This is a genomic window from Bacteroides helcogenes P 36-108 (assembly GCF_000186225.1).
GTDB lineage: Bacteria > Bacteroidota > Bacteroidia > Bacteroidales > Bacteroidaceae > Bacteroides > Bacteroides helcogenes.
In genome coordinates, this window is sequence record NC_014933.1 from 1,766,603 (window position 1) to 1,785,158 (window position 18,556).

At 50.1% G+C, this 18,556-nt stretch carries 18 protein-coding genes; 1 reads left to right on the forward strand and 17 read right to left on the reverse strand.

The window, feature by feature from the left end; translation table 11 throughout:
- Positions 1-28 precede the first annotated feature (28 nt).
- The 16 genes from BACHE_RS06980 to BACHE_RS07055 all read right to left on the reverse strand — a co-directional run bounded on the left by BACHE_RS06980 (position 29) and on the right by BACHE_RS07055 (position 16,877).
- The gene (locus BACHE_RS06980) at positions 29-538 is read right to left on the reverse strand and encodes a hypothetical protein (protein WP_013546991.1); all 510 of its coding nucleotides are present in this window, start codon (positions 536-538) and stop codon (positions 29-31) included.
- A gap of 30 nt (positions 539-568) precedes the next feature.
- The gene (locus BACHE_RS06985; RefSeq protein WP_013546992.1) at positions 569-1,981 is read right to left on the reverse strand and encodes an aldo/keto reductase; all 1,413 of its coding nucleotides are present in this window, start codon (positions 1,979-1,981) and stop codon (positions 569-571) included.
- A gap of 12 nt (positions 1,982-1,993) precedes the next feature.
- Positions 1,994-3,505 carry a 4Fe-4S binding protein gene (locus BACHE_RS06990; protein WP_041579722.1) on the reverse strand — a complete coding sequence of 504 codons (1,512 nt, stop codon included), beginning with the start codon at positions 3,503-3,505 and terminating at the stop codon, positions 1,994-1,996.
- 37 nt (positions 3,506-3,542) lie between these two features.
- Positions 3,543-4,691: an aldo/keto reductase gene (locus BACHE_RS06995; protein ID WP_013546994.1), complete on the reverse strand. Its 1,149-nt coding sequence runs from the start codon at positions 4,689-4,691 to the stop codon at positions 3,543-3,545.
- Positions 4,692-4,875: 184 nt separating this feature from the next.
- The gene (locus tag BACHE_RS07000) at positions 4,876-6,450 is read right to left on the reverse strand and encodes a sensor histidine kinase (RefSeq protein ID WP_013546995.1); all 1,575 of its coding nucleotides are present in this window, start codon (positions 6,448-6,450) and stop codon (positions 4,876-4,878) included.
- 293 nt (positions 6,451-6,743) lie between these two features.
- On the reverse strand, positions 6,744-7,568 hold the full coding sequence (pyrF, locus tag BACHE_RS07005) for an orotidine-5'-phosphate decarboxylase (protein ID WP_013546996.1): 825 nt from the start codon (positions 7,566-7,568) through the stop codon (positions 6,744-6,746).
- Positions 7,569-7,592: 24 nt separating this feature from the next.
- Positions 7,593-9,350 carry a DUF4153 domain-containing protein gene (locus tag BACHE_RS07010; RefSeq protein ID WP_013546997.1) on the reverse strand — a complete coding sequence of 586 codons (1,758 nt, stop codon included), beginning with the start codon at positions 9,348-9,350 and terminating at the stop codon, positions 7,593-7,595.
- 28 nt (positions 9,351-9,378) lie between these two features.
- Complete coding sequence (gene prfA, locus BACHE_RS07015; protein WP_013546998.1) at positions 9,379-10,491, reverse strand: peptide chain release factor 1; 1,113 nt, start codon at positions 10,489-10,491, stop codon at positions 9,379-9,381.
- Between the two features lie 31 nt (positions 10,492-10,522).
- Positions 10,523-10,765, reverse strand: coding sequence for a hypothetical protein (locus BACHE_RS07020; protein WP_013546999.1), 243 nt, complete (start codon positions 10,763-10,765; stop codon positions 10,523-10,525).
- An 83-nt stretch (positions 10,766-10,848) separates the two neighbouring features.
- Positions 10,849-11,130: a hypothetical protein gene (locus tag BACHE_RS07025; RefSeq protein ID WP_013547000.1), complete on the reverse strand. Its 282-nt coding sequence runs from the start codon at positions 11,128-11,130 to the stop codon at positions 10,849-10,851.
- Between the two features lie 189 nt (positions 11,131-11,319).
- The gene (locus BACHE_RS07030) at positions 11,320-11,598 is read right to left on the reverse strand and encodes a hypothetical protein (protein WP_013547002.1); all 279 of its coding nucleotides are present in this window, start codon (positions 11,596-11,598) and stop codon (positions 11,320-11,322) included.
- Between the two features lie 8 nt (positions 11,599-11,606).
- Positions 11,607-12,776, reverse strand: a complete 1,170-nt coding sequence (locus BACHE_RS07035) for an AIR synthase-related protein (RefSeq protein WP_013547003.1) — start codon at positions 12,774-12,776, stop codon at positions 11,607-11,609.
- Positions 12,777-12,890: 114 nt separating this feature from the next.
- Positions 12,891-13,871 carry a sensor histidine kinase gene (locus BACHE_RS07040; RefSeq protein WP_013547004.1) on the reverse strand — a complete coding sequence of 327 codons (981 nt, stop codon included), beginning with the start codon at positions 13,869-13,871 and terminating at the stop codon, positions 12,891-12,893.
- Positions 13,872-13,887: 16 nt separating this feature from the next.
- Positions 13,888-14,646: a LytR/AlgR family response regulator transcription factor gene (locus tag BACHE_RS07045; RefSeq protein ID WP_013547005.1), complete on the reverse strand. Its 759-nt coding sequence runs from the start codon at positions 14,644-14,646 to the stop codon at positions 13,888-13,890.
- Between the two features lie 88 nt (positions 14,647-14,734).
- On the reverse strand, positions 14,735-15,811 hold the full coding sequence (locus BACHE_RS07050) for a DUF6268 family outer membrane beta-barrel protein (protein ID WP_245530920.1): 1,077 nt from the start codon (positions 15,809-15,811) through the stop codon (positions 14,735-14,737).
- A 178-nt stretch (positions 15,812-15,989) separates the two neighbouring features.
- The gene (locus BACHE_RS07055; RefSeq protein WP_013547007.1) at positions 15,990-16,877 is read right to left on the reverse strand and encodes an AraC family transcriptional regulator; all 888 of its coding nucleotides are present in this window, start codon (positions 16,875-16,877) and stop codon (positions 15,990-15,992) included.
- Positions 16,878-17,005: 128 nt separating this feature from the next.
- Between BACHE_RS07055 and BACHE_RS07060 the strand changes: the two genes are divergently transcribed.
- Entirely contained in the window at positions 17,006-17,920 is a 915-nt protein-coding gene (locus BACHE_RS07060) for a DUF1848 domain-containing protein (RefSeq protein ID WP_013547008.1), read from the forward strand.
- 309 nt (positions 17,921-18,229) lie between these two features.
- Here BACHE_RS07060 and BACHE_RS07065 read toward each other — a convergent pair whose 3' ends face one another.
- Positions 18,230-18,436 carry a hypothetical protein gene (locus tag BACHE_RS07065; RefSeq protein WP_148229822.1) on the reverse strand — a complete coding sequence of 69 codons (207 nt, stop codon included), beginning with the start codon at positions 18,434-18,436 and terminating at the stop codon, positions 18,230-18,232.
- Positions 18,437-18,556 lie beyond the last annotated feature (120 nt).

The following is an 18,556-nucleotide window of genomic DNA, read 5'->3' on the forward strand; positions in this document are numbered from 1 at the left end:
AAGACTTGAAGCATTCATAGAATTCCATTTACTTGCGGATTAAATACTTGATGAACAGCCACCCGCCTACGATCTGGAGAACCATGCCCGGCAGTCCGATGCGGAAGTCCTGTGCTGCCCTGCGTAAATCTCCTATCATGGCCCACTCTCCTAACGTGCCCACTACCTGATAGACCATGACTACGGCAAACAGGATAGGTATTGATACACGCCGGAAACGCCGGGCCGCAAATCCGGCGGCAGCAGCCAGCAGTACGGATTTCAATAGGATGGCCGGCATTACCACGGGCATAGGCATTCCGAAAAGCAGCGAGTTGGCAATGGGCGAGGCGATAGCAGTGAGCATTCCCACCTTCCAGCCGTACTTATAGGCGCCTGTCAGAGTGAAAAAATAGATAGGCAGCCAAGTCATTCCGCCCTGAGGCACAAGATGGAACAGTTGGGGTAAAGCCATATTGCCCAAGATGAACAATGCGGCCGTCAGATAGGTCTTGATATTGTTGTAATTCAACGAGTAAAGTTTTATTGTAGTTTCCATAACACTGTAATTTTTTAGTTTGATTACCTTTTATAAAGTACCTTGTTTCAGTTGTTCCACAAAGCTGTCTATGCGGTGCAGTTCATCGGGTATCTTGATGTTCTGCGGGCAATGAACCGCGCACTGGTTGCATCCGATGCAATGGTTTGCCTGACGCAGGCGGGGTACGCTCCGGTCGTAGCCCACGAGGAAAGCACGACGAGCCTGGCTGTATCCTTCATCTTGGTCACTTTTGGGTACATTTCCTTCGTTTACGCATTTGTTGTAATGTTGCAGGATGGAAGGAATGTCGATTCCGTAGGGGCAGGGCATGCAATACTTGCAGCCGGTGCAGGGTACGGTGGGATATTTCAGCATCAACTGCGCCGTCTCTTCCAGGAAAGCTTTTTCCTCATCGGTCAGCGACTTCAGGGGCGAATAGGTGCGTAGGTTGTCCTGCAAGTGCTCCATGTAGGTCATGCCACTCAATACGGTCAGCACATCGGGCCAGGAGCCGGCAAAGCGGAATGCCCATGAAGCCACACTGCCGTCCGGTTCACGTTGCTTCAGGCGCGATACGATATGGGTGGGCACATTGGACAGGCGTCCGCCCAGCAAGGGTTCCATGATGACGGCGGGGATGCCTCGCTTGACGAGTTCGTTGTAAAGATATTCGGCATCCGTGTTTCGCGGGTTTGTCTCCGCGGCATGATGCCAGTCCACATAGTTCAACTGTATTTGTACGAAGTCCCATTTCAGCTCGTCGTGCCGTGAAAGCAGGTAGTCGAACACTTCGATGTCTCCGTGGTAGGAGAAGCCGAGGTTGCGGATGTGTCCGGCTTTACGCTCGCTCAGAAGAAAATCGAGCATGCCGTTGTCCAGGTAGCGTCCTTTGAGGGCTTCCATGCCTCCCATGCCGATGCCGTGCAGCAGGAGGTAGTCTATATAGTCCACCTTCAGCTCCTTGAAAGAGTTGCGGTACATGGCCAGCGAACTGTCATGACTCCACGTGTCGGGCGAGAAGTTGGAGAGTTTGGTGGCGATGTAATAACTGTTGCGCGGATGGCGGCTCAGGGCGATGCCCATGGCATGTTCCGAACGCCCTTTGCAGTAAGCCGGAGATGTATCGAAGTAGTTTATTCCATGTGCCAGAGCATAGTCCGTCAACCTGTTTACTGTTTCCTGGTCTATCTCGTCATCGTTCTTTCCGTCACCGGGCTTGCTTACAGTCGGTAGTCGCATGCATCCGTAACCCAGCAAAGATACTTTGTCGCCCGTACTGGGGGTGGTGCGGTAGGTCATCTTGTCCGTGGGCACTTCGCCTTCGGCGGAGGTGCTTCCGGTTATTGTATTCTGTTGTTTCCCGCCGCATCCGTACAGGGCGGCAGTGGTGACGGCTGCTCCAGTTCCCAATGTTTTCAGGAACTTGCGGCGGTTCATTTCCTTTCCTTGTTTATCTTTCATCATCGATTCGTTTTAAACGGTTCTATGTACTTCGTGCCCTTCCACATAAATGGCACTGAACGGGCGGGCGGGGCAGAGATTCTCGCAAGCTCCGCAGCCTATGCAGCGTTCGGTGTTTACCGCCGGAATCTTAGGCGAATTCTCGGCGGCAGGATCGGACGGAACCATCTGGATGGCTCCCGTGGGGCAATGGCGCGCGCAGTTGCCGCATTCCACTCCGTCGGTCAGCGGGATGCAGTTCTTCTTTATCCATACGGCATGCCCGATCTGGATGGCCGACTTGTCGGCTTTCGTGATGGGGCGGATGGCTCCTGCCGGACATACATCGGAACAATGGGTGCATTCGGGACGGCAATATCCGCGTTCGTAGGACATTTCCGGCTGCATCAGTTTCAGCAGGTCGGTGGACGGGCGGAGCACCTGATTGGGGCAGGCCGATACGCAAAGCTGGCAGGCGGTGCAATGCTGTGCCATGTTGTGTGCGCTTAGCGATCCGGGAGGGGTGAGGGGTGTGCCGCGTTTGGGAATCTTCTTATCCTGAATGACGGCCAGTCCTCCATCCACCTTCTTCTCCTGTGCCTTTACTACCGAAATGGTGGCGAGCAGGGCTGTGGAAGTCAGGAAACTCCGGCGGGCGTTGCTCACCTGGTCTTGCGAGGCCTTGGTGTCATTTGCGCCAGGCTGTGCGTTCTCCGCAGTTTGCAATTTTGTCGGATGGATGTAGCGGATGGCTCCCTGGCGGCACTTGTTGATGCAATCCATGCAGGCTACGCAACGGCTGTAATCTATCGCATGTTCTTTCGGATTGATGCACGACGCCTTGCAGTTGCGTGCGCAGAGGCCGCAACCGTTGCATTTGGAAGTATCTATCACCGGTTTCAGCCAAGAATATTTGGCGAGGAATCCCAAGACAGTGCCCACCGGGCAAACGGTGTTGCAATAGGTACGTCCTCCGCGCCAAGCCAAAATGATGACTGCCGCGAACGTCACCGCAGCCACGGCGAGGGTAGGCACACTCTTTATCCAGACATCCACCGTGTAGAAGGCATAGCTGTCCGCACGCTCGGCCAGATAAGCCAGCAGGTTGTTGCCCCATTGATAGACAGGTGCAAACAGATTGGCCGCCATGCGCCCGTATGAACTGTATGGAGCCAGCAGAGCCGCAAAGGATCCCACTCCGGCTATCATTGCCACCACAAAGACGGTCAGTACTCCGTAGCGCAACCGGTTCAAAGCTTTGGAGTAGCGGAAGCGGTTCTTCTTCCTCTTTCCTGAAATCCACGATACAATGTCCTGAAACACGCCCAACGGACAGATGACCGAGCAATAGATACGCCCGAACACCAGTGTCATTGCGACAAGCAGCAAGACTACTCCCACGTTCACAGCCAGCAGGGCGGGCAGGAACTGGATTTTAGCCATCCATCCCAACCATCTGTGCACGCTTCCGGTGAAGTCCAGAAACAGCAGGGTGGTGCAGATGAAAAACAAGACGGCAAGTGTCAGTCTGATTTTACGTAACATCATAGTTTTGTTATTTATTTGATTTGAATGAATTTGCTTAGTACCCGAATCTTTTTTCCGCCTTTTCCATTTGTGCCCGAATATTCACCCCAAACGGGCAGTTCTTCTCACACTTGCCGCACTTGATGCATTCGGAGGCATGGTGGGGCAGCAGTTTGTAGTGCTCTCTCACGGTTTCGGGCACAAAGCCCTCTGCCACGGTCAGGTTGTAGAATTTGTTGACGGCAGCTATGTCGATACCCGCGGTGCAGGGGGCGCAGTGCCCGCAATACATGCAATGGCCTTGCCACGAGAAGCGATCCATCCCCTGCATGGCTGTGGTGTAGTCCTTCTCTTCTCGGGTGGAGGTGCACCAGTCCGTAGCCATCTGCACCTCTTCACGGTTGCGGCAGCCCACCATGACGGCAGCTACTCCCGGACGTGTCAGGGCATATTCCATACATTGCACGGGTGTCATGGCACGTTTGAAGGGAGAGTTGGCGGCGCTCAGCAGGTCGCCTCCTCCATATACCTTCATCACGTCGATGCCTACGCCCTTCTGCTCGCACTGTTCGTAGAGCTTTTCGCGTACCGGGTCTATGTTGTGTAGCTTGTGCGCATAGTTTTCGTCCGCCCAGAGGTCTTCCACGTTTTCGCTGGCCGGTTGCAGGTCATAGCAAGGATTGATGGAGAACATCAGCACATCTATGATGCCGCTGTTCACTGCCAGCATGGCTACCTGTGGATTGTGGCTGCTCATGCCGATGTGGTGTATCTTGCCTTCCGCTTTCAGGTGTAGGGCAAGTTGCATTATAGGTCCGTCGAATACACGATGGAAATCTTTCTCGTCATCCACGTAATGTATCATGCCGATATCCAGATAGTCGGTCTGCAATAGTCTGAGCTGTTCATCGAAGCCCGCTTTTGTTTTGTCAATGTCTCTTGTGCGCAGGTATTGCCCGTTTTCCCAAGTGCTGCACAGATGTCCTTGTATGATGAACTGTTGTCTCTGCCCGGCCAATGCTTTTCCGAGGCAGGCACGCAGGTCCGGATTGGAGGAATATATGTCTATGAAATTGATGCCATTGCCGATGGCGAAGTCCATCAGAGTCTTTGTTTCTTCTTCCGTCTTTCCGATGAAACCCTCGCATCCCAATGCTACGGCACTGACCGAGAGTTCGGTGTTTCCTAATCTTCTGTATTCCATGTACGTGCTTATAAGCTTATCTGTTTATATATATCCAATATCCTATGCTGTCTGTCTTTCTGCTTTAATTTTGCCTCAGGGACAAAAGTACGGAAAAAAAGCCTGGTGGCGATATATGAATTACTGATATTATTACCTGAATTACAGATTATGGCGTATGCCTTATAATGCAGATTCTCTCTTTTTATTCTTTGTAGTCCAGTGGAAGTTCGAACACAAACCGGGCGCCGCTTGTATAGTGCTCGTCAAGATACACATTTCCGTGAAGCACGTCGGCTATCAGGCGGCAGATGCTCAGCCCTAATCCCGTGCCTTGCTTAAAGTCATTCAGCTTTTCAAAGCGCTCAAAGATAACCTTTCCTTTCTCCTTAGGAATACCTACGCCGGTGTCGGTGACTTGGAAATGTAGCAGTATGCCGCCCATGGCTGTCTCTTTGCGCAGGCCGAGTGTGATGCTTCCCTTTGCGGTATATTTGCAGGCATTGGTGAGGAAATTGATCAGGAGTTGCTGCACGCGTTGCGCATCGGTCTGCGCTTTCAGGCATTTAGCGTCTTCTGCAATGTCAAGCAGTAACTCTACGCCTGCCGGTACACGTTCTCTGACGGTTTCAAGCACATTTCGGCAAAGCGCTTCTACATCCACCTCGCTGATGGCGGGCATATAGTAGCCGCCGGCCAATCGCGAGTGATCCAGTATGTCATTGACCAGTGTCGTGAGAAGTTCAACATTCGACTTGATGATATTTACATATTCGTCGCGTTCAACCTGTCCCATTCCAGTAGCGGCTTCGCTGTTCAGCAACTCCACAAACCCCACAATGGCATTCAGAGGGGTGCGCACTTCGTGGCTCATGTTTGCCAGAAAAGCCATTTTTGCCCGTTCGCTCGCTTCGGCCGTCTGTTTGGCTTCACGCAGTTCTTTAATCATTTTCTCGCGGTTGCTCACGTCGTCAAGGCGCATCAGATAGCCTTCTATGGTGTTGTCCTCTCCTACTATGGGGACTACGTTCACGTCGAGCGACAGCCCGGAGGGATCGAAGAAAGTACGGAACTTGGGCAGGTGGTCTTCGTGCGCTTTCTTTACGGGGCAGATATCACATGGCTCGTTCTTGCCGAAGTGTTCATAGCAATGCGTGCCTATACGATACATTTTGTCTTTTTGGTCGCCATAAATGCCCAAGGAGTTTTTCCACACCACTGTGTAGTCCGGTTTCAGATATATCAGACTGGAGTTTATGTTGTCCAGTATCAACTTGTTTTGTTTGATGGCATTGTGCAAGGTCTTGTTTGCCTCTTCGAGTTTCTGCATTTGCTCTTGCCGGATGCGGGTGGACTCTATCAGCAGGTTTCTGTTGTCTTCTTCCTCGCTGATGACTTTGGAGAGAATGAGGAAGTAGTTCTTGTTGTCTGCCTGGGCGGTGAGATAGGAGTAGGACACTTGGATGGAGGTGCATCCTTTTTCCCACTGTGGCAGCACGTTGCCTTTTATGTCGAAGTACATCACAGAGAGGCACGCTTCTCCATGGGAGAGTGCATGACGTACGTCTTGCGGGATGTCGAGGCTGTCTTTTATATTGCATACTGCATTGCGGTTGCACAAGCGGATGTTTTCTTCCAACTTTTTGTTGCAATATACGATGTCGCCTTTTTCGCTGAACAGTCCCACGCCAATGGGAGTTAAGTCCAAAATGGCGGGTATGATATTCTTGATGTTTTCGTCAAGAACCGGAAGGTTATACAGATTCGTTTTGTCGGCCATGGTGTAGTAGATTTGTTTAAGAAGATTGTACGGTCTGCGATAATCCTCTTGTCACATTTTTTGTGGCAAAAATAATGATTGTTTGGTGACAATACAAAATATTTTGACTTTTTATTCGCTGATAGTTTCGTCAGATATATCATACAAGTGCTTGCTTCACTGATTGAACGTTACTCGAATGTTGTTTGAGTACCCTTTGAATGCCGATAAAACAGACAGGCAGAACGCCGGTTGTATGATGTGATTCATGCAGCCGCATTCCGCCTGTGTGATTATTGAAGTTGAGATTTCCGTCAGAGAATGGTTTTCAGTTGTTCTGCCATCTGTGCCTGCACCTCTTGTGCGGCCTTGCGGCTGGCGGTGGCAAAGTTCTCCGTCTTGTCCACATAGATAATGCCACGGCTGGAGTTCACAATCAGTCCACACGTTTTCGTCATACCGTACTTGCACACTTCTTCCAGCGAGCCGCCCTGCGCACCTATGCCGGGAACCAGCAGGAAGTGTTCGGGCACAATCTTGCGGATATCCTCAAAGGCACGGCCCTGGGTGGCGCCCACCACGTACATCATCTGATTGTCGTCTGCCCACTTCTGGGATTTGCGGAGCACTTTCTCGTAGAGGCGTTCATCGTCTTCGTCCATGGTCATCTGGAAGTCGTGTGAGCCTTTGTTGCTGGTCAGGGCAAGCAGAATCACCCAATGACTTTTGTAGGTGAGGAACGGTGTCACGCTGTCTTCGCCCATGTAGGGGGCCACGGTGACAGCGTCGATGTTCAGCTCCTCGAAGAAACTGCGGGCATACATGGCTGAAGTGTTTCCTATGTCGCCGCGCTTGGCGTCGGCAATGATAAACTGGTCGGGATAATTTTCCTTGATATACTTCACGGTCTTCTCGAAGGCAATCCAGCCTTTCACGCCCATGCTTTCGTAGAAAGCCAGGTTCGGCTTGTAGGCGATGCAGAGATCTGCCGTGGCGTCGATGATGGCTTTGTTGAAAGCGAAGATGGGATCGGGATCGTCCAGCAGATGGTCGGGAATTTTCTTGATGTCGGTGTCCAGACCTACACAGAGGAATGACTTCTTGCGCTTTATGTTTTCAAATAATTCTTGCTTGTTCATATCTGTAATATTTTTAATATAGGTTTATTTCCTGAATAGATACCCCTCGTAGTCCAGCTTTATCTCCATATCGTAGTATAAACGGAAAGAGGTAAGTATGAATACGCATTTTTCTGACTTGCATCGGAAGGAGGCAGGTTTCATTATGTATTGTCTGCTCAGTGCGCCAAGCGTTTTTAGATCAAAGTAGATTTCATCGTATCTGATGCCCATTACATACAATTCCACAGGTATTACGCCGGCTGCATATTCCTCTTTGCTTACGGAAACGGCGTTGCCGGTCATGCGGGTGAATTTTGTATAGCCTTTCGGTATTGTGATAATGCCCGCGGTTTCGGGCACATCATTGCCCAATGCCTGTATGGAATCCTGACTGGATATGTTGTTGTCTGCTGTGGCTGTTGTGTCTGCCTCCATTACATTTCCATTATGGGAGAACTCATAATAGAAAGATACGTCTTCTTCGAACCATTTGGCCATACTTTTTTTACTGAACCATCTGCTCATATACATGCATCTGTCGTTTATCTCCACAGCTTTCTTGCGGGGCAGCGTACGCAGCCATTCTTGGTAGTAGGCCTCGGTCATGGGAAGTTCCTCCTTGCAGGTGGCCTGTATTTCTTCTTCCAGGCATTGTTGCATGTAGCGGCGGGTGATGTTGGTATAGTTCACCGGCAGTACGGACGTCAGCAGGAAGAGGATGGCGAATGAGATGGGAATCCAGTTGATGCGCCGTGCCCGGGTGATGAACAGACCGATGCAGACGATGTAGAACCAGCCATTCAGGGTGGCCAGATAGAGGCGGTTGATGGTGATGCCGTAGTCGTTGAAGCGGCGGGCAATGCCTGCCGTCATCAGTAGCAACAAGGGCAGTACCAGTATCGGCAACCAACGTGCCGTCCATTGGTCAAAGCGTTTGTTCTCCTTGAAGCGGGCTGGGTAGAGTCCGAATTCAATGCCTATGCTCACTGCCATCAGTGCCACCACCAGCCAGGACACCCATCCTGTGGGCAGTTCCCAGCGGATAAGGATGCGGGTGGCATAAGTGTAGAGCACCACAAGATAACCTGCCGTAAGCGGCAGGAACAAGTAACGGAGTATGCCGTTCAGGAATCCTGAGGATTGCGGCAACCGGTTGTGCTTCTGTCCTCCCCGCGGCAACAAGCCGAGGAACAGCAGAGGGGCAAGCAGTACACTGCACAAGTAATAAATATAGGCATAGCACTTTCCGCTGATATGTACATCGAAAAGCTGGTGTAGCGAGAACAGCAGCAGGCAGATGCCGCCGCATAAGATGAGGCTCACTATCTGCGTGACGATGAATGAGGCCACAAGGTTTAAGGTAAAATTCCAGCTTGCCACATCGTTCTTTTCTTTCAGAAACGAAAGGAAGAATGTGGAGAGTCCCAATGCAAGGATGGCTGCTGCATGGGCTATGCCTATTTCGAGGAAAGAACTGCTTGTCTCCAGGCTGCGGTAGAGAAATATGGCATCTGCCATGAGCAGTGCATGCGCCGTGAGTTGTATGCCTGCCTTCCACAGACGGCTTTTTGTTTCTTCGCTCCACAGGTGTAGGGTGAGGGAAAGCAGGACGCTTACCGACAGATAGTAGCCGGTTGCCCATAGCAAGCGGTCTTCTCCTTTCCAATCATTGGCCGTAAGGACAATGAGATAGACCGTAAGGGCAAAGATAAAGCCCACAGTGGCGGGAAACCGCTTCAAGCACGTCTGAAACGCTTCAATGGCAGTAATCAGAATTTGTTTTATCTGTAATGTATTCATCTTTGAGAACTGTTATATCTGTTGGTTCTTACAGTTCGCTATCTTTCAGCCGTTCCGCATTTTCCGCAACAATCAGGTGGTCGATGCAGTCCTGGATGTCGCCGTCCATGAAGGCGGCAAGGTTGTAGATGGTGTAGTTGATGCGGTGGTCGGTGATGCGTCCCTGCGGATAGTTGTAGGTACGTATCTTTGCAGAACGGTCGCCGGTGGAGACCATTGTCTTACGCTTGGAGGCGATGTCGTCGATGTACTTCTGGTGCTCCTTGTCGTAGATAAAGGTACGCAGGCGGCTGAGGGCGCGCTCCTTGTTCTTGGGCTGGTCGCGCGTCTCGGTACACTCGATAAGGATTTCTTCGACTACGCCCGTGTTGGGATTCTTCCAGTTGTAGCGCAGGCGCACGCCCGATTCCACCTTGTTCACGTTCTGTCCGCCTGCTCCGCCGCTTCGGAAGGTGTCCCACTTTATCTCGCCTTCGTTGATGACCACGTCAAACTCTTCGGCTTCGGGCAGCACGGCCACGCTGGCTGCGGAGGTGTGCACGCGCCCCTGCGTTTCGGTGGCAGGCACACGCTGCACGCGGTGTACGCCCGATTCGTATTTCATTGTGCCATATACGCCGTCGCCCGTCACCGAGCAGATGATTTCCTTGAAACCGCCTGCAGCACCTTCGTTGGCACTCGAAACTTCGAGCTTCCATCCCTTAATGTCGCAGAATTTGCTGTACATGCGGAAGAGGTCTCCGGCAAAGATGGCTGCTTCGTCGCCGCCTGTGCCGCCGCGTATCTCCAAGATGGCATTGCGGCTGTCTTGTGGGTCGGTAGGAACGAGTAACAGTTTTATCTGTTCTTCCAGTTCCGGCTGGCGTGCTTGGCAGAGGTCAAGCTCCTCGCGTGCCATGTCGCGCATCTCCGGGTCGGCCTCGTTGGTAATGATTTCCTTCGCTTCCTCAATGCCGTTTAATACCTGCATGTATTCTTTGCGGGCGTTCATCAGGTCGCCCAGTTCTTTGTATTCTTTGGTGAGCTTGACGTAACGCTTCTGGTCGGCAATCACTGCCGGGTCTGTAATCAGCGTGGATACTTCTTCGAAGCGGGCCACGAGCCCTTCTAATTTTTCAAGTATGGTGTTATTTTCTGCCATTTGATTCGTCTTTATTTCAGAGATTTCTTTGTTATAGATTTGTTTCCCTCTTCTTCTTATAGTATTCCCATAATCCATCTGCCAGATACCACTCCACAGTTCCCCAGCCCAAGATGCCTAAACTGCGCAGGACGATGCGGTCGATGTGCAGCTCTTCTGCTTGGCAATACTCTGCCAGCCCGAAAGCAAGATCTCCTATGCAGACGAGAACGGCAAGCGCAACCAATACCACAATGTTGGCGGGCAGGCAGATTCCTTTTTTATTCTGTTCCATTGTCAATTATAGATTAACGGGATGCGTATCCCTTATTCATTATCTTACACACTCAGCATGACGGAAGAACCTTCATCTTAAATTCAAAAGACATACTTCTCCAGCACCCATAACAGAGTTGTTACCAGCAAGATGCCTAAGGCAAGGTGTTTGAGAGTGATTGGTTTTCGCTCCGATGGCTCCTCGCCGAAATAACGGCTAAAGACATGCGGGGCGCAAGCTGCCGGAGCAATGATGGCGAAGCTCCTGAGAAAGCTCCACTCCATCTTATCAGAGCAGATACCGAGGACGACGCCCGCCACGATAAGCAATAGGAGCAGCCCGATGCCTTTCAGCATCCTAAGTATGGTGTTATTTTCTGCCATTTGATTCTTATAGTGTTATCGTTTCGTTATATAACTCTTGTAGAAGTTTGCGTGCCGAAACCTTCCGTGTGCCTCCTTTATAGTCGCCTTCAACTAACATTTCGTTACGTAATGCTTTACTGTAATTCTTCTTCGTTTCCATATTTAGTTTGTTCTTTTTGTAAAGCTATTACAGGACAAGTCAATGGATTACCACAATTTTCCGTCTAACAGCCACGACAGCGCTGCTGCCACTACAAGGGTGACAATGGCAATCAGTATCCAGGTTTTTCGTGACCATTGCTTATTGGGATTCTCCGGTGAAGAACTGAAATAAATACCGCCTACGTATGCACACGTCGAACCACAACATATGTAACTGATGTGTTTAAGGAAAGGAATGTCAGTCCAGATACCGATGCACTGTATGCCTACAAAAATCACTACGATGGCAATACTTACCAGACATCCTTTATATTCTCTTTTCATGTGTCCGTTTAGTATTTGAATTCTCCGAACTCGCTCTTGATAATCAACTCCTTCTTGTCGCTCTCCTCAATACGCCCTACAATCTGCGCATCGATGCCGAAGCTCTTTGAGATAGCAATCACTTCCTCAGCATGTTCGGGAGAGAGATATACTTCCAGACGATGCCCCATGTTGAATACCTTGTACATCTCTGCCCAGTCCGTATTGCTCTGCTCTTTAATCGTTTTGAACAAAGGAGGAACAGGGAACAGATTGTCCTTAATCACGCGGCAATTGTCACCTATAAAGTGCAGCACTTTTGTCTGTGCACCACCGGAACAATGCACCATGCCGTGAATTTCAGAGCGAAGTGCATCAAGCAGTTTCTTTACTACCGGCGCATAGGTGCGGGTAGCGGAGAGTACCAGTTTGCCTGCGTCTATCGGGCTGCCTTCCACCTTGTCCGTCAGCTTCAGACCACCGGAGTAAACTAATTCTTCGGGCACTGCCTTGTCATAACTTTCGGGATATTTCTCTGCCAGATATTTGGAGAATACATCATGACGGGCGCTGGTCAGTCCGTTACTGCCCATGCCGCCGTTATATTCTTTCTCGTAGGTGGCCTGTCCATAGGAGGCAAGACCCACAATCACATCGCCCGGACGGATGTTGGCATTGTTGATGACATCGCTGCGCTTCATGCGGCAAGTCACGGTACTGTCCACGATGATGGTACGTACCAAATCGCCTACATCGGCAGTTTCACCGCCTGTAGCATATACTCCTACACCCATTTCGCGGAGCTCGGCGAGCAATTCGTCCGTACCGTTGATGATGGCGGAGATTACTTCTCCCGGAATGAGGAGTTTGTTGCGTCCGATGGTAGAAGAAACCAGGATATTATCTACTGCACCTACGCAGAGCAGGTCGTCGATATTCATAATCAGTGCATCTTGTGCAATGCCTTTCCAAACAGAAAGATCACCTGTTTCTTTCCAATACATATAAGCCAATGAGGACTTCGTGCCTGCACCGTCGGCGTGCATAATGTTGCAATACTCCGGGTCTCCGCCCAGGATGTCGGGGATGATTTTGCAGAAAGCCTGCGGGAAAATTCCTTTATCTATGTTCTTGATGGCGTTGTGCACATCTTCTTTCGATGCACTGACACCGCGCATCATGTATCGTTGGTTACTCATGAGATGGGTATGTTTATTATCAATTGATTGTGCAAAGATAGTGCAAAATGGAAGCAGTGCAAAATAAGTTCGCTTATTTTGCACTGCCGTAACCGGTATTGTGTATTTGTGCTTTTATTCAATGAAAGGTATCTTGACTATAAAGTAGGTTTCGGTGATTGCGATAGATACTTCTTTGTTGTATAGAGAATATTGTTTCTTCAGATTACACAATCCCATTCCGTTTTTGGCTACACAATTCCGTAATTGCAATTTATTGGAAACCATGACTCCATTATTGCTGATTGTGATATGGATAATCAGTGGAGACTTGGAACTACTGACATTATGCTTGAGCGCATTCTCCACAAGCATTTGAAGACTTGCGGGAATGACGGCTTTGTTCCGGTTTTGTCCATCGTCCTCAATGATGACCTGTAGTGTTTCTCCGAAGCGTATTTGCTCTAAATATAAATAGGAGTCAACGAATTGAAGCTCTTCTTTCAGGGTGACGGTTTGCCGTTCATGGGTAGAGAGTAAATAGCGATAGACGTTGGATAGCTTTTTGGTGAATAAATTGGTCTTTGCCGCATCCTGATAAGCGAGTGAGGCCAATACATTAAGGCTGTTGAACAGGAAATGGGGATTTATCTGGTTTTTCAACATCTGGAACTGATACAAGGCTCTTTCCTTTTCTATCTCTGTTTGTCTCAAGCTATAGAAGAATATCTCTATCAGCAGGACGATGGTCAGATTCCAGGGTATTATGAGCAACGAGTATTTTAAGATATGCCCGATGGAATGAGCAGTGCCTGATATAAGGTAGTTGAGTGAAAATGAAATCAGAATACACAAGAGGGTAGTCACCGTCCAATCAAGTAGAATCTGAAGTGCGTTGTTCTTTATCCGGTGTTTTTTGTACATCACGTTGATAACTCCGAAGTCGAGCAGGCCGATAGCGATGCCTATTGGGAGGTTCAGCAGAAATTGGTACGTGAAGTTCTCTTGCAGTGACTTCCCGCTGACTATATTGTAAGCGCAGCCGAAGGTAATCAGAGAAAGGGAAATGATTACTATGCCGTAGAGAAAGAAAAGTATGTGCTTTTTTCGTTCCATGATGTTCGTTGGTTGATTATACGGTTCCGTCTATCCACTTCAGAAAGTCACCTGCACGGCTGCGGCTGACTAAGATTTCATGCGGGCATTCCGGATGCAAGTATAGCTTCAACCGGCTGCCGAAGTATCTGGAACTCTTTTTGATGGCTTTGATATTGGTAATGCAGTTTCTCGAAGCACGGAAAAACAGACTGTGGTCTGTCATCTGTTCCAACTGGTCCAATGAATAATTGATGATGTATCTTTTGTTTGAGAACAGATGCAGATAGGTGTATTTCTCTTCACTGTAGAAGAAGGCGATGTCTGCCGTTTCTACATATTGAAACACATCTCCTATCTGTACCAGAAAGCGGTTTTTCTTGTTTGCTGCAAGGTATTCATGTTCCAACCGCTTGAATTCGGGAGTGACGGTACGCAATGAATTGTGTCGCTCGAATTTGCATAGTGCGGTTTCCAAATCACTCTCTTCGATGGGCTTCAGCAGATAATCTATGCCGTTTACCTTGAATGCTTTGAGGGCGTATTCATCGTAAGCCGTGGTGAAGATAACGGGGGTGTCGATGGCGACTTGCTCGAATATCTCAAAGCTGAGGCCGTCCGACAGGCGTATATCGACGAGCATTAAATCCGGCGCACCTTGTTTGAGGAGCAAGACGGCTTGTTCCACACTTTCCGCCCAACCTGCCAACTGATAGTCCGGGCGCAGTTGTTGCATCATCCGTTTTATCTCTTCATAAGCCAAGCGCTCATCTTCTATCAATAGATATTTTATCATAAGCCTACGCAGTGTTTCTTTTTTCCATCAAAAATACGATATATTGTATGATTACGTAAGCTCCCGGGCATAAATATTTGGTTCATACTTAGAAGCGGTATCGGATACCGGTGGTGACTCGCAGGGAAACGCCGAATTCACGGTTGCCGTTATTCTCTTTAAAGTTGTTGGCAAATCCTTTTATGCTGCGGTCGGATATACTTACCCCTCTTGCCCAATTGCCTCCTATCCCTGCATAGATGCTGGCTTTCGGAGTGATTTGGTATGAAGGGCTGATGGATGATTTTATCATGACGGTGGAGTAAATCTTCGACTTCCCTTCAACCTTTGTTACGGCCGACATCCCATCCATCTCTATGGCCGCCAACTCTATCTTTATCTTTTTGCTCAGCCATGTTGATGCCGCTACTTTCAGCCCGTTGGACATGTTTATCGTGAACTCATATCGTCCGGTCTTCATCCATTTCAGGTAGAGCATGGGCAGTACCATCGGGATGCCGTAGGAGTTGGTAAGTCCGGCTCCAATTCCCAAATCCAGGTTCTTGTTCAGTTTATGCACAAATATGATGCCCCCGTTGACCAAGATGCTGCGGAAAGCAATTTCATGGGTGGGTGCATAAATGCCGCCTCCTATCGAAGCGATGATACTCCATTTCTTCGATATCGGCCTGATATGGGATACATTCAGACTTCCATTGAATAGTCTGTCAGGATTCAGCTCCCTTGCCTGTCCTTGATTGTCGAGAATGCCGTAAGCGCCGTAAAGACTGACGCTCCAGGCTTGTACTTCTCCTTTGTCATTGTGTTTCACGGAAATCGGAATATTATAGCTCCCCGACATGATTTGCATGCTTCCCGAACCCCATTCATTGCCCGACTTGTCTTTGAGAGTGCTGGCAGAGATGTAATCATAGCTGACATACCCTTGTGCGTGGCAGCAAACCGAAGATGCTGCACATGCTAATACTACAATAGAAGAAACGAAAACTGTTTTCATAAACCGTTCATTTTTATTTCTGGCAAAGATAGTCCGGACGAAGCCGCAAGGCAACTGCCTGCCGATGAAGTGCAGGATGAGTGGTATGAAGTGCAGAATTTGATGAATGGCCTTACCTCGGCCAATCTTTTCCGCCCGATATAGAGCACCGTAGTGTTTCTTTATCATTTAGTTTCGCAGACAGAGCCCCGAACTTGTATCTTGTTTGCTGTAAGCGGTTTATCGGTTCCACCTTTTCCCGCCTGGGTGGAACTCGCTTCCCTATACGAGTGAAGTGCTTTCCATCGCATAGAGAAGCCGGTTCCATCGTGTACGGAACCGGCCTCTGTTTAGGAACGTGAGGGGCTCACTGTATTGGGGGGATGGGCTGGATAAGCTCCGCCTGATGCTGCTTCCGGTATTTGGAGGGCGATACTCCCATCGCAGTCGTGAATACCCGCACGAAGTGGGGCAGGTCGTTGAAGCCCACCGTGAAGCATATTTCCGATACTTGCCTCTGCGAATGTTTCAATAGTTCGCAGGCTGTGTTCAGGCGGTATTGGGTGACGAACTGCGAGAAGGTCATGCCTTTGCTGCGCTTGAAATACGTACAGAAGGCGGAACGGTTCATGCCCACCTCCGCTGCAATGTCGTCCAGCAGAATGGGGTGTACATAGTGTGTCATCACGTAGGTGCAGATTTGCTGCATACGCCTCACATTGCGTTCTATGCTCACGGGGCTGCCTGCGGAAGTGTGGTCGCGCGAGGTGAAGATGACGGGCAGCAGGCGTAGCATCTCGCACAAGCGTCCCAAGTCGTCCATCCCGTTCATCCGCGACAGCGTTTGGCGGAGGATGCGGGAACTCTCTTGGCCGAACTTCAGCGCATCTGTGGGAAAGGCCGGTCCCGCCAGTCGATTGCGCAGTTCGGGAAACGTCTCCATGCACCTTGCTACCAGAGAATGACTGAAAGCGACCATCAGGTAACGGATGCAGCCGCTATGGTCGGCCGATGAAGGTTCATACTCCCACCTGTGGAGCATGGACGGCGGTATCAGCACCACGTCTCCCGCCGCGAAAGGCTGCAAGGCATCTCCCGTCAGCCGGTTGCCGTGTCCCTGCATCACACAGTACAGTTCCCAAGCATCATGCTGGTGCAGCTTGGCCTCCAGGCGGGGGGCTATCTGTACGTCCACAAAGAAGAAGGAGTGGTCTTCTGCTTCGGGCAGCTCGTAGGGGATGATGGTTTCGTCCATTTATGCGATTTTAAAAGTAGTAGGATGCAAATGTACGACAAGCATTTGAGATAATAGCACAAATATGAGACAAAGCATCGGCGTATCTTTGTCCCTCAAATATAAAATTCACGAAAACAATTGGTAGCATGATAATCAATACAGGCGGACGGACAGATACCGTCAACTATTACAGCGAGTGGCTGCTGCGGCGCTTTGAAGAGGGCACTGTGTACTCGCGCAACCCGCTGTTCCCCAACCACGTCACCGCCTACCGGCTCGACCCCTCGGTGGTGGATTGCGTGGTGTTCTGCTCCAAGAACTACCGCCCCATCCTGGCCGACCTGCACCGGATAGCCGACCGCTTCCGCGTCTTCTGCCACTACACCATCACGGCATACGGCAGCGATGTGGAGCCCAATGTCCCGTCCATCGACGAGAGCATCGAAACGCTGATAGAACTTTCGCGACTGGTGGGTCGTGAGAAGATAGCCTGGCGATACGACCCGGTGCTGCTGACGGCCCGCTACACCATCGGCCACCACCTCCGGACGTTCGACTACCTGGCGTCCCGCCTTTCGCCCCACGTCGGTTTCTGCGTCTTCAGTTTCGTGGAGATGTACAAACGGCTCGACCGCAACATGCCCGAACTGATACCCCTGACCGATGCCGACAAGCTGCTTCTGGCCAAAGGCATGGGGGAGACGGCGCGTAAGTACGGCCTGCGCTTGCAGACCTGCGGCACGGTGGAGGCTTATGCCCAATATGGCATCTGCCGGTCCGGATGCATGACGACCGCCAACCTCGGTGATGCTTTGGAGTGCAAGTTCAAGGCTATGGCGCACAAAGGTACGCGGATAGGCTGCCAATGTATGCCCACCCGCGACATAGGCGCCTACAACACCTGCCTGAACGGCTGCAAGTATTGCTATGCCAACAAGAAACCGGAATTGGCGGCGGAGAACTTCCGGCTGCACGACCCGTCTTCACCACTGCTCCTGGGGCACGTGAAGCCCACCGACATCATAAAGGAAGCCACGCAGAGAAGCTTCATCTGCGGGTGAGGATGTGCGGGTGGCATTTCAGAGGAGATGCGCTTTTTCTTTACAAATGATACCTCGTCCGCACGGTATCTACTTTGGGACGAATGCCGTTCATTTCTCCTCTATACCCCCTTCAGAAGTGCTTCTGAAGGGGGTTGGAAATACGACGTGACGGAATGAAAAATGCGACGTGATGGAGTTGAAAATGGAACGTGACGGAGTTTTAATTCCGTCACGTTCCATTTTTCACTCCGACGGCATGCCGTTTTCATGGCTTCCTGTGGCGGCGAAATTTCTTTACTCTTCGCACGATGTCCGCCTGATTCCCCCTTACTTCTGCCGCATCCTCTGCTTCTCACCGTCTTCTTCTGAAGTCTTCTTCATTTCTTGCCACATCCTCTGCTTCTTGCCGTCTTCTTCTGAAGTCTTTTTCATTTCTTGCTGCATCCTCTGCTTCTCACCGTCTTCTTCTGAAGTCTTCTTCATTTCTTGCCGCATCCTCTGCTTCTTGCCGTCTTCTTCTGAAGTCTTTTTCATTTCTTGCTGTATCCTCTGCTTCTTGCCGTCTTCTTCATCTCTTGCTGCATAACGAGGCAAGGAGATGTGGCTGCATAGAAAGGAAGTGCCCTTTAAAGGCTTTTTGAATAGCTTTTAAAG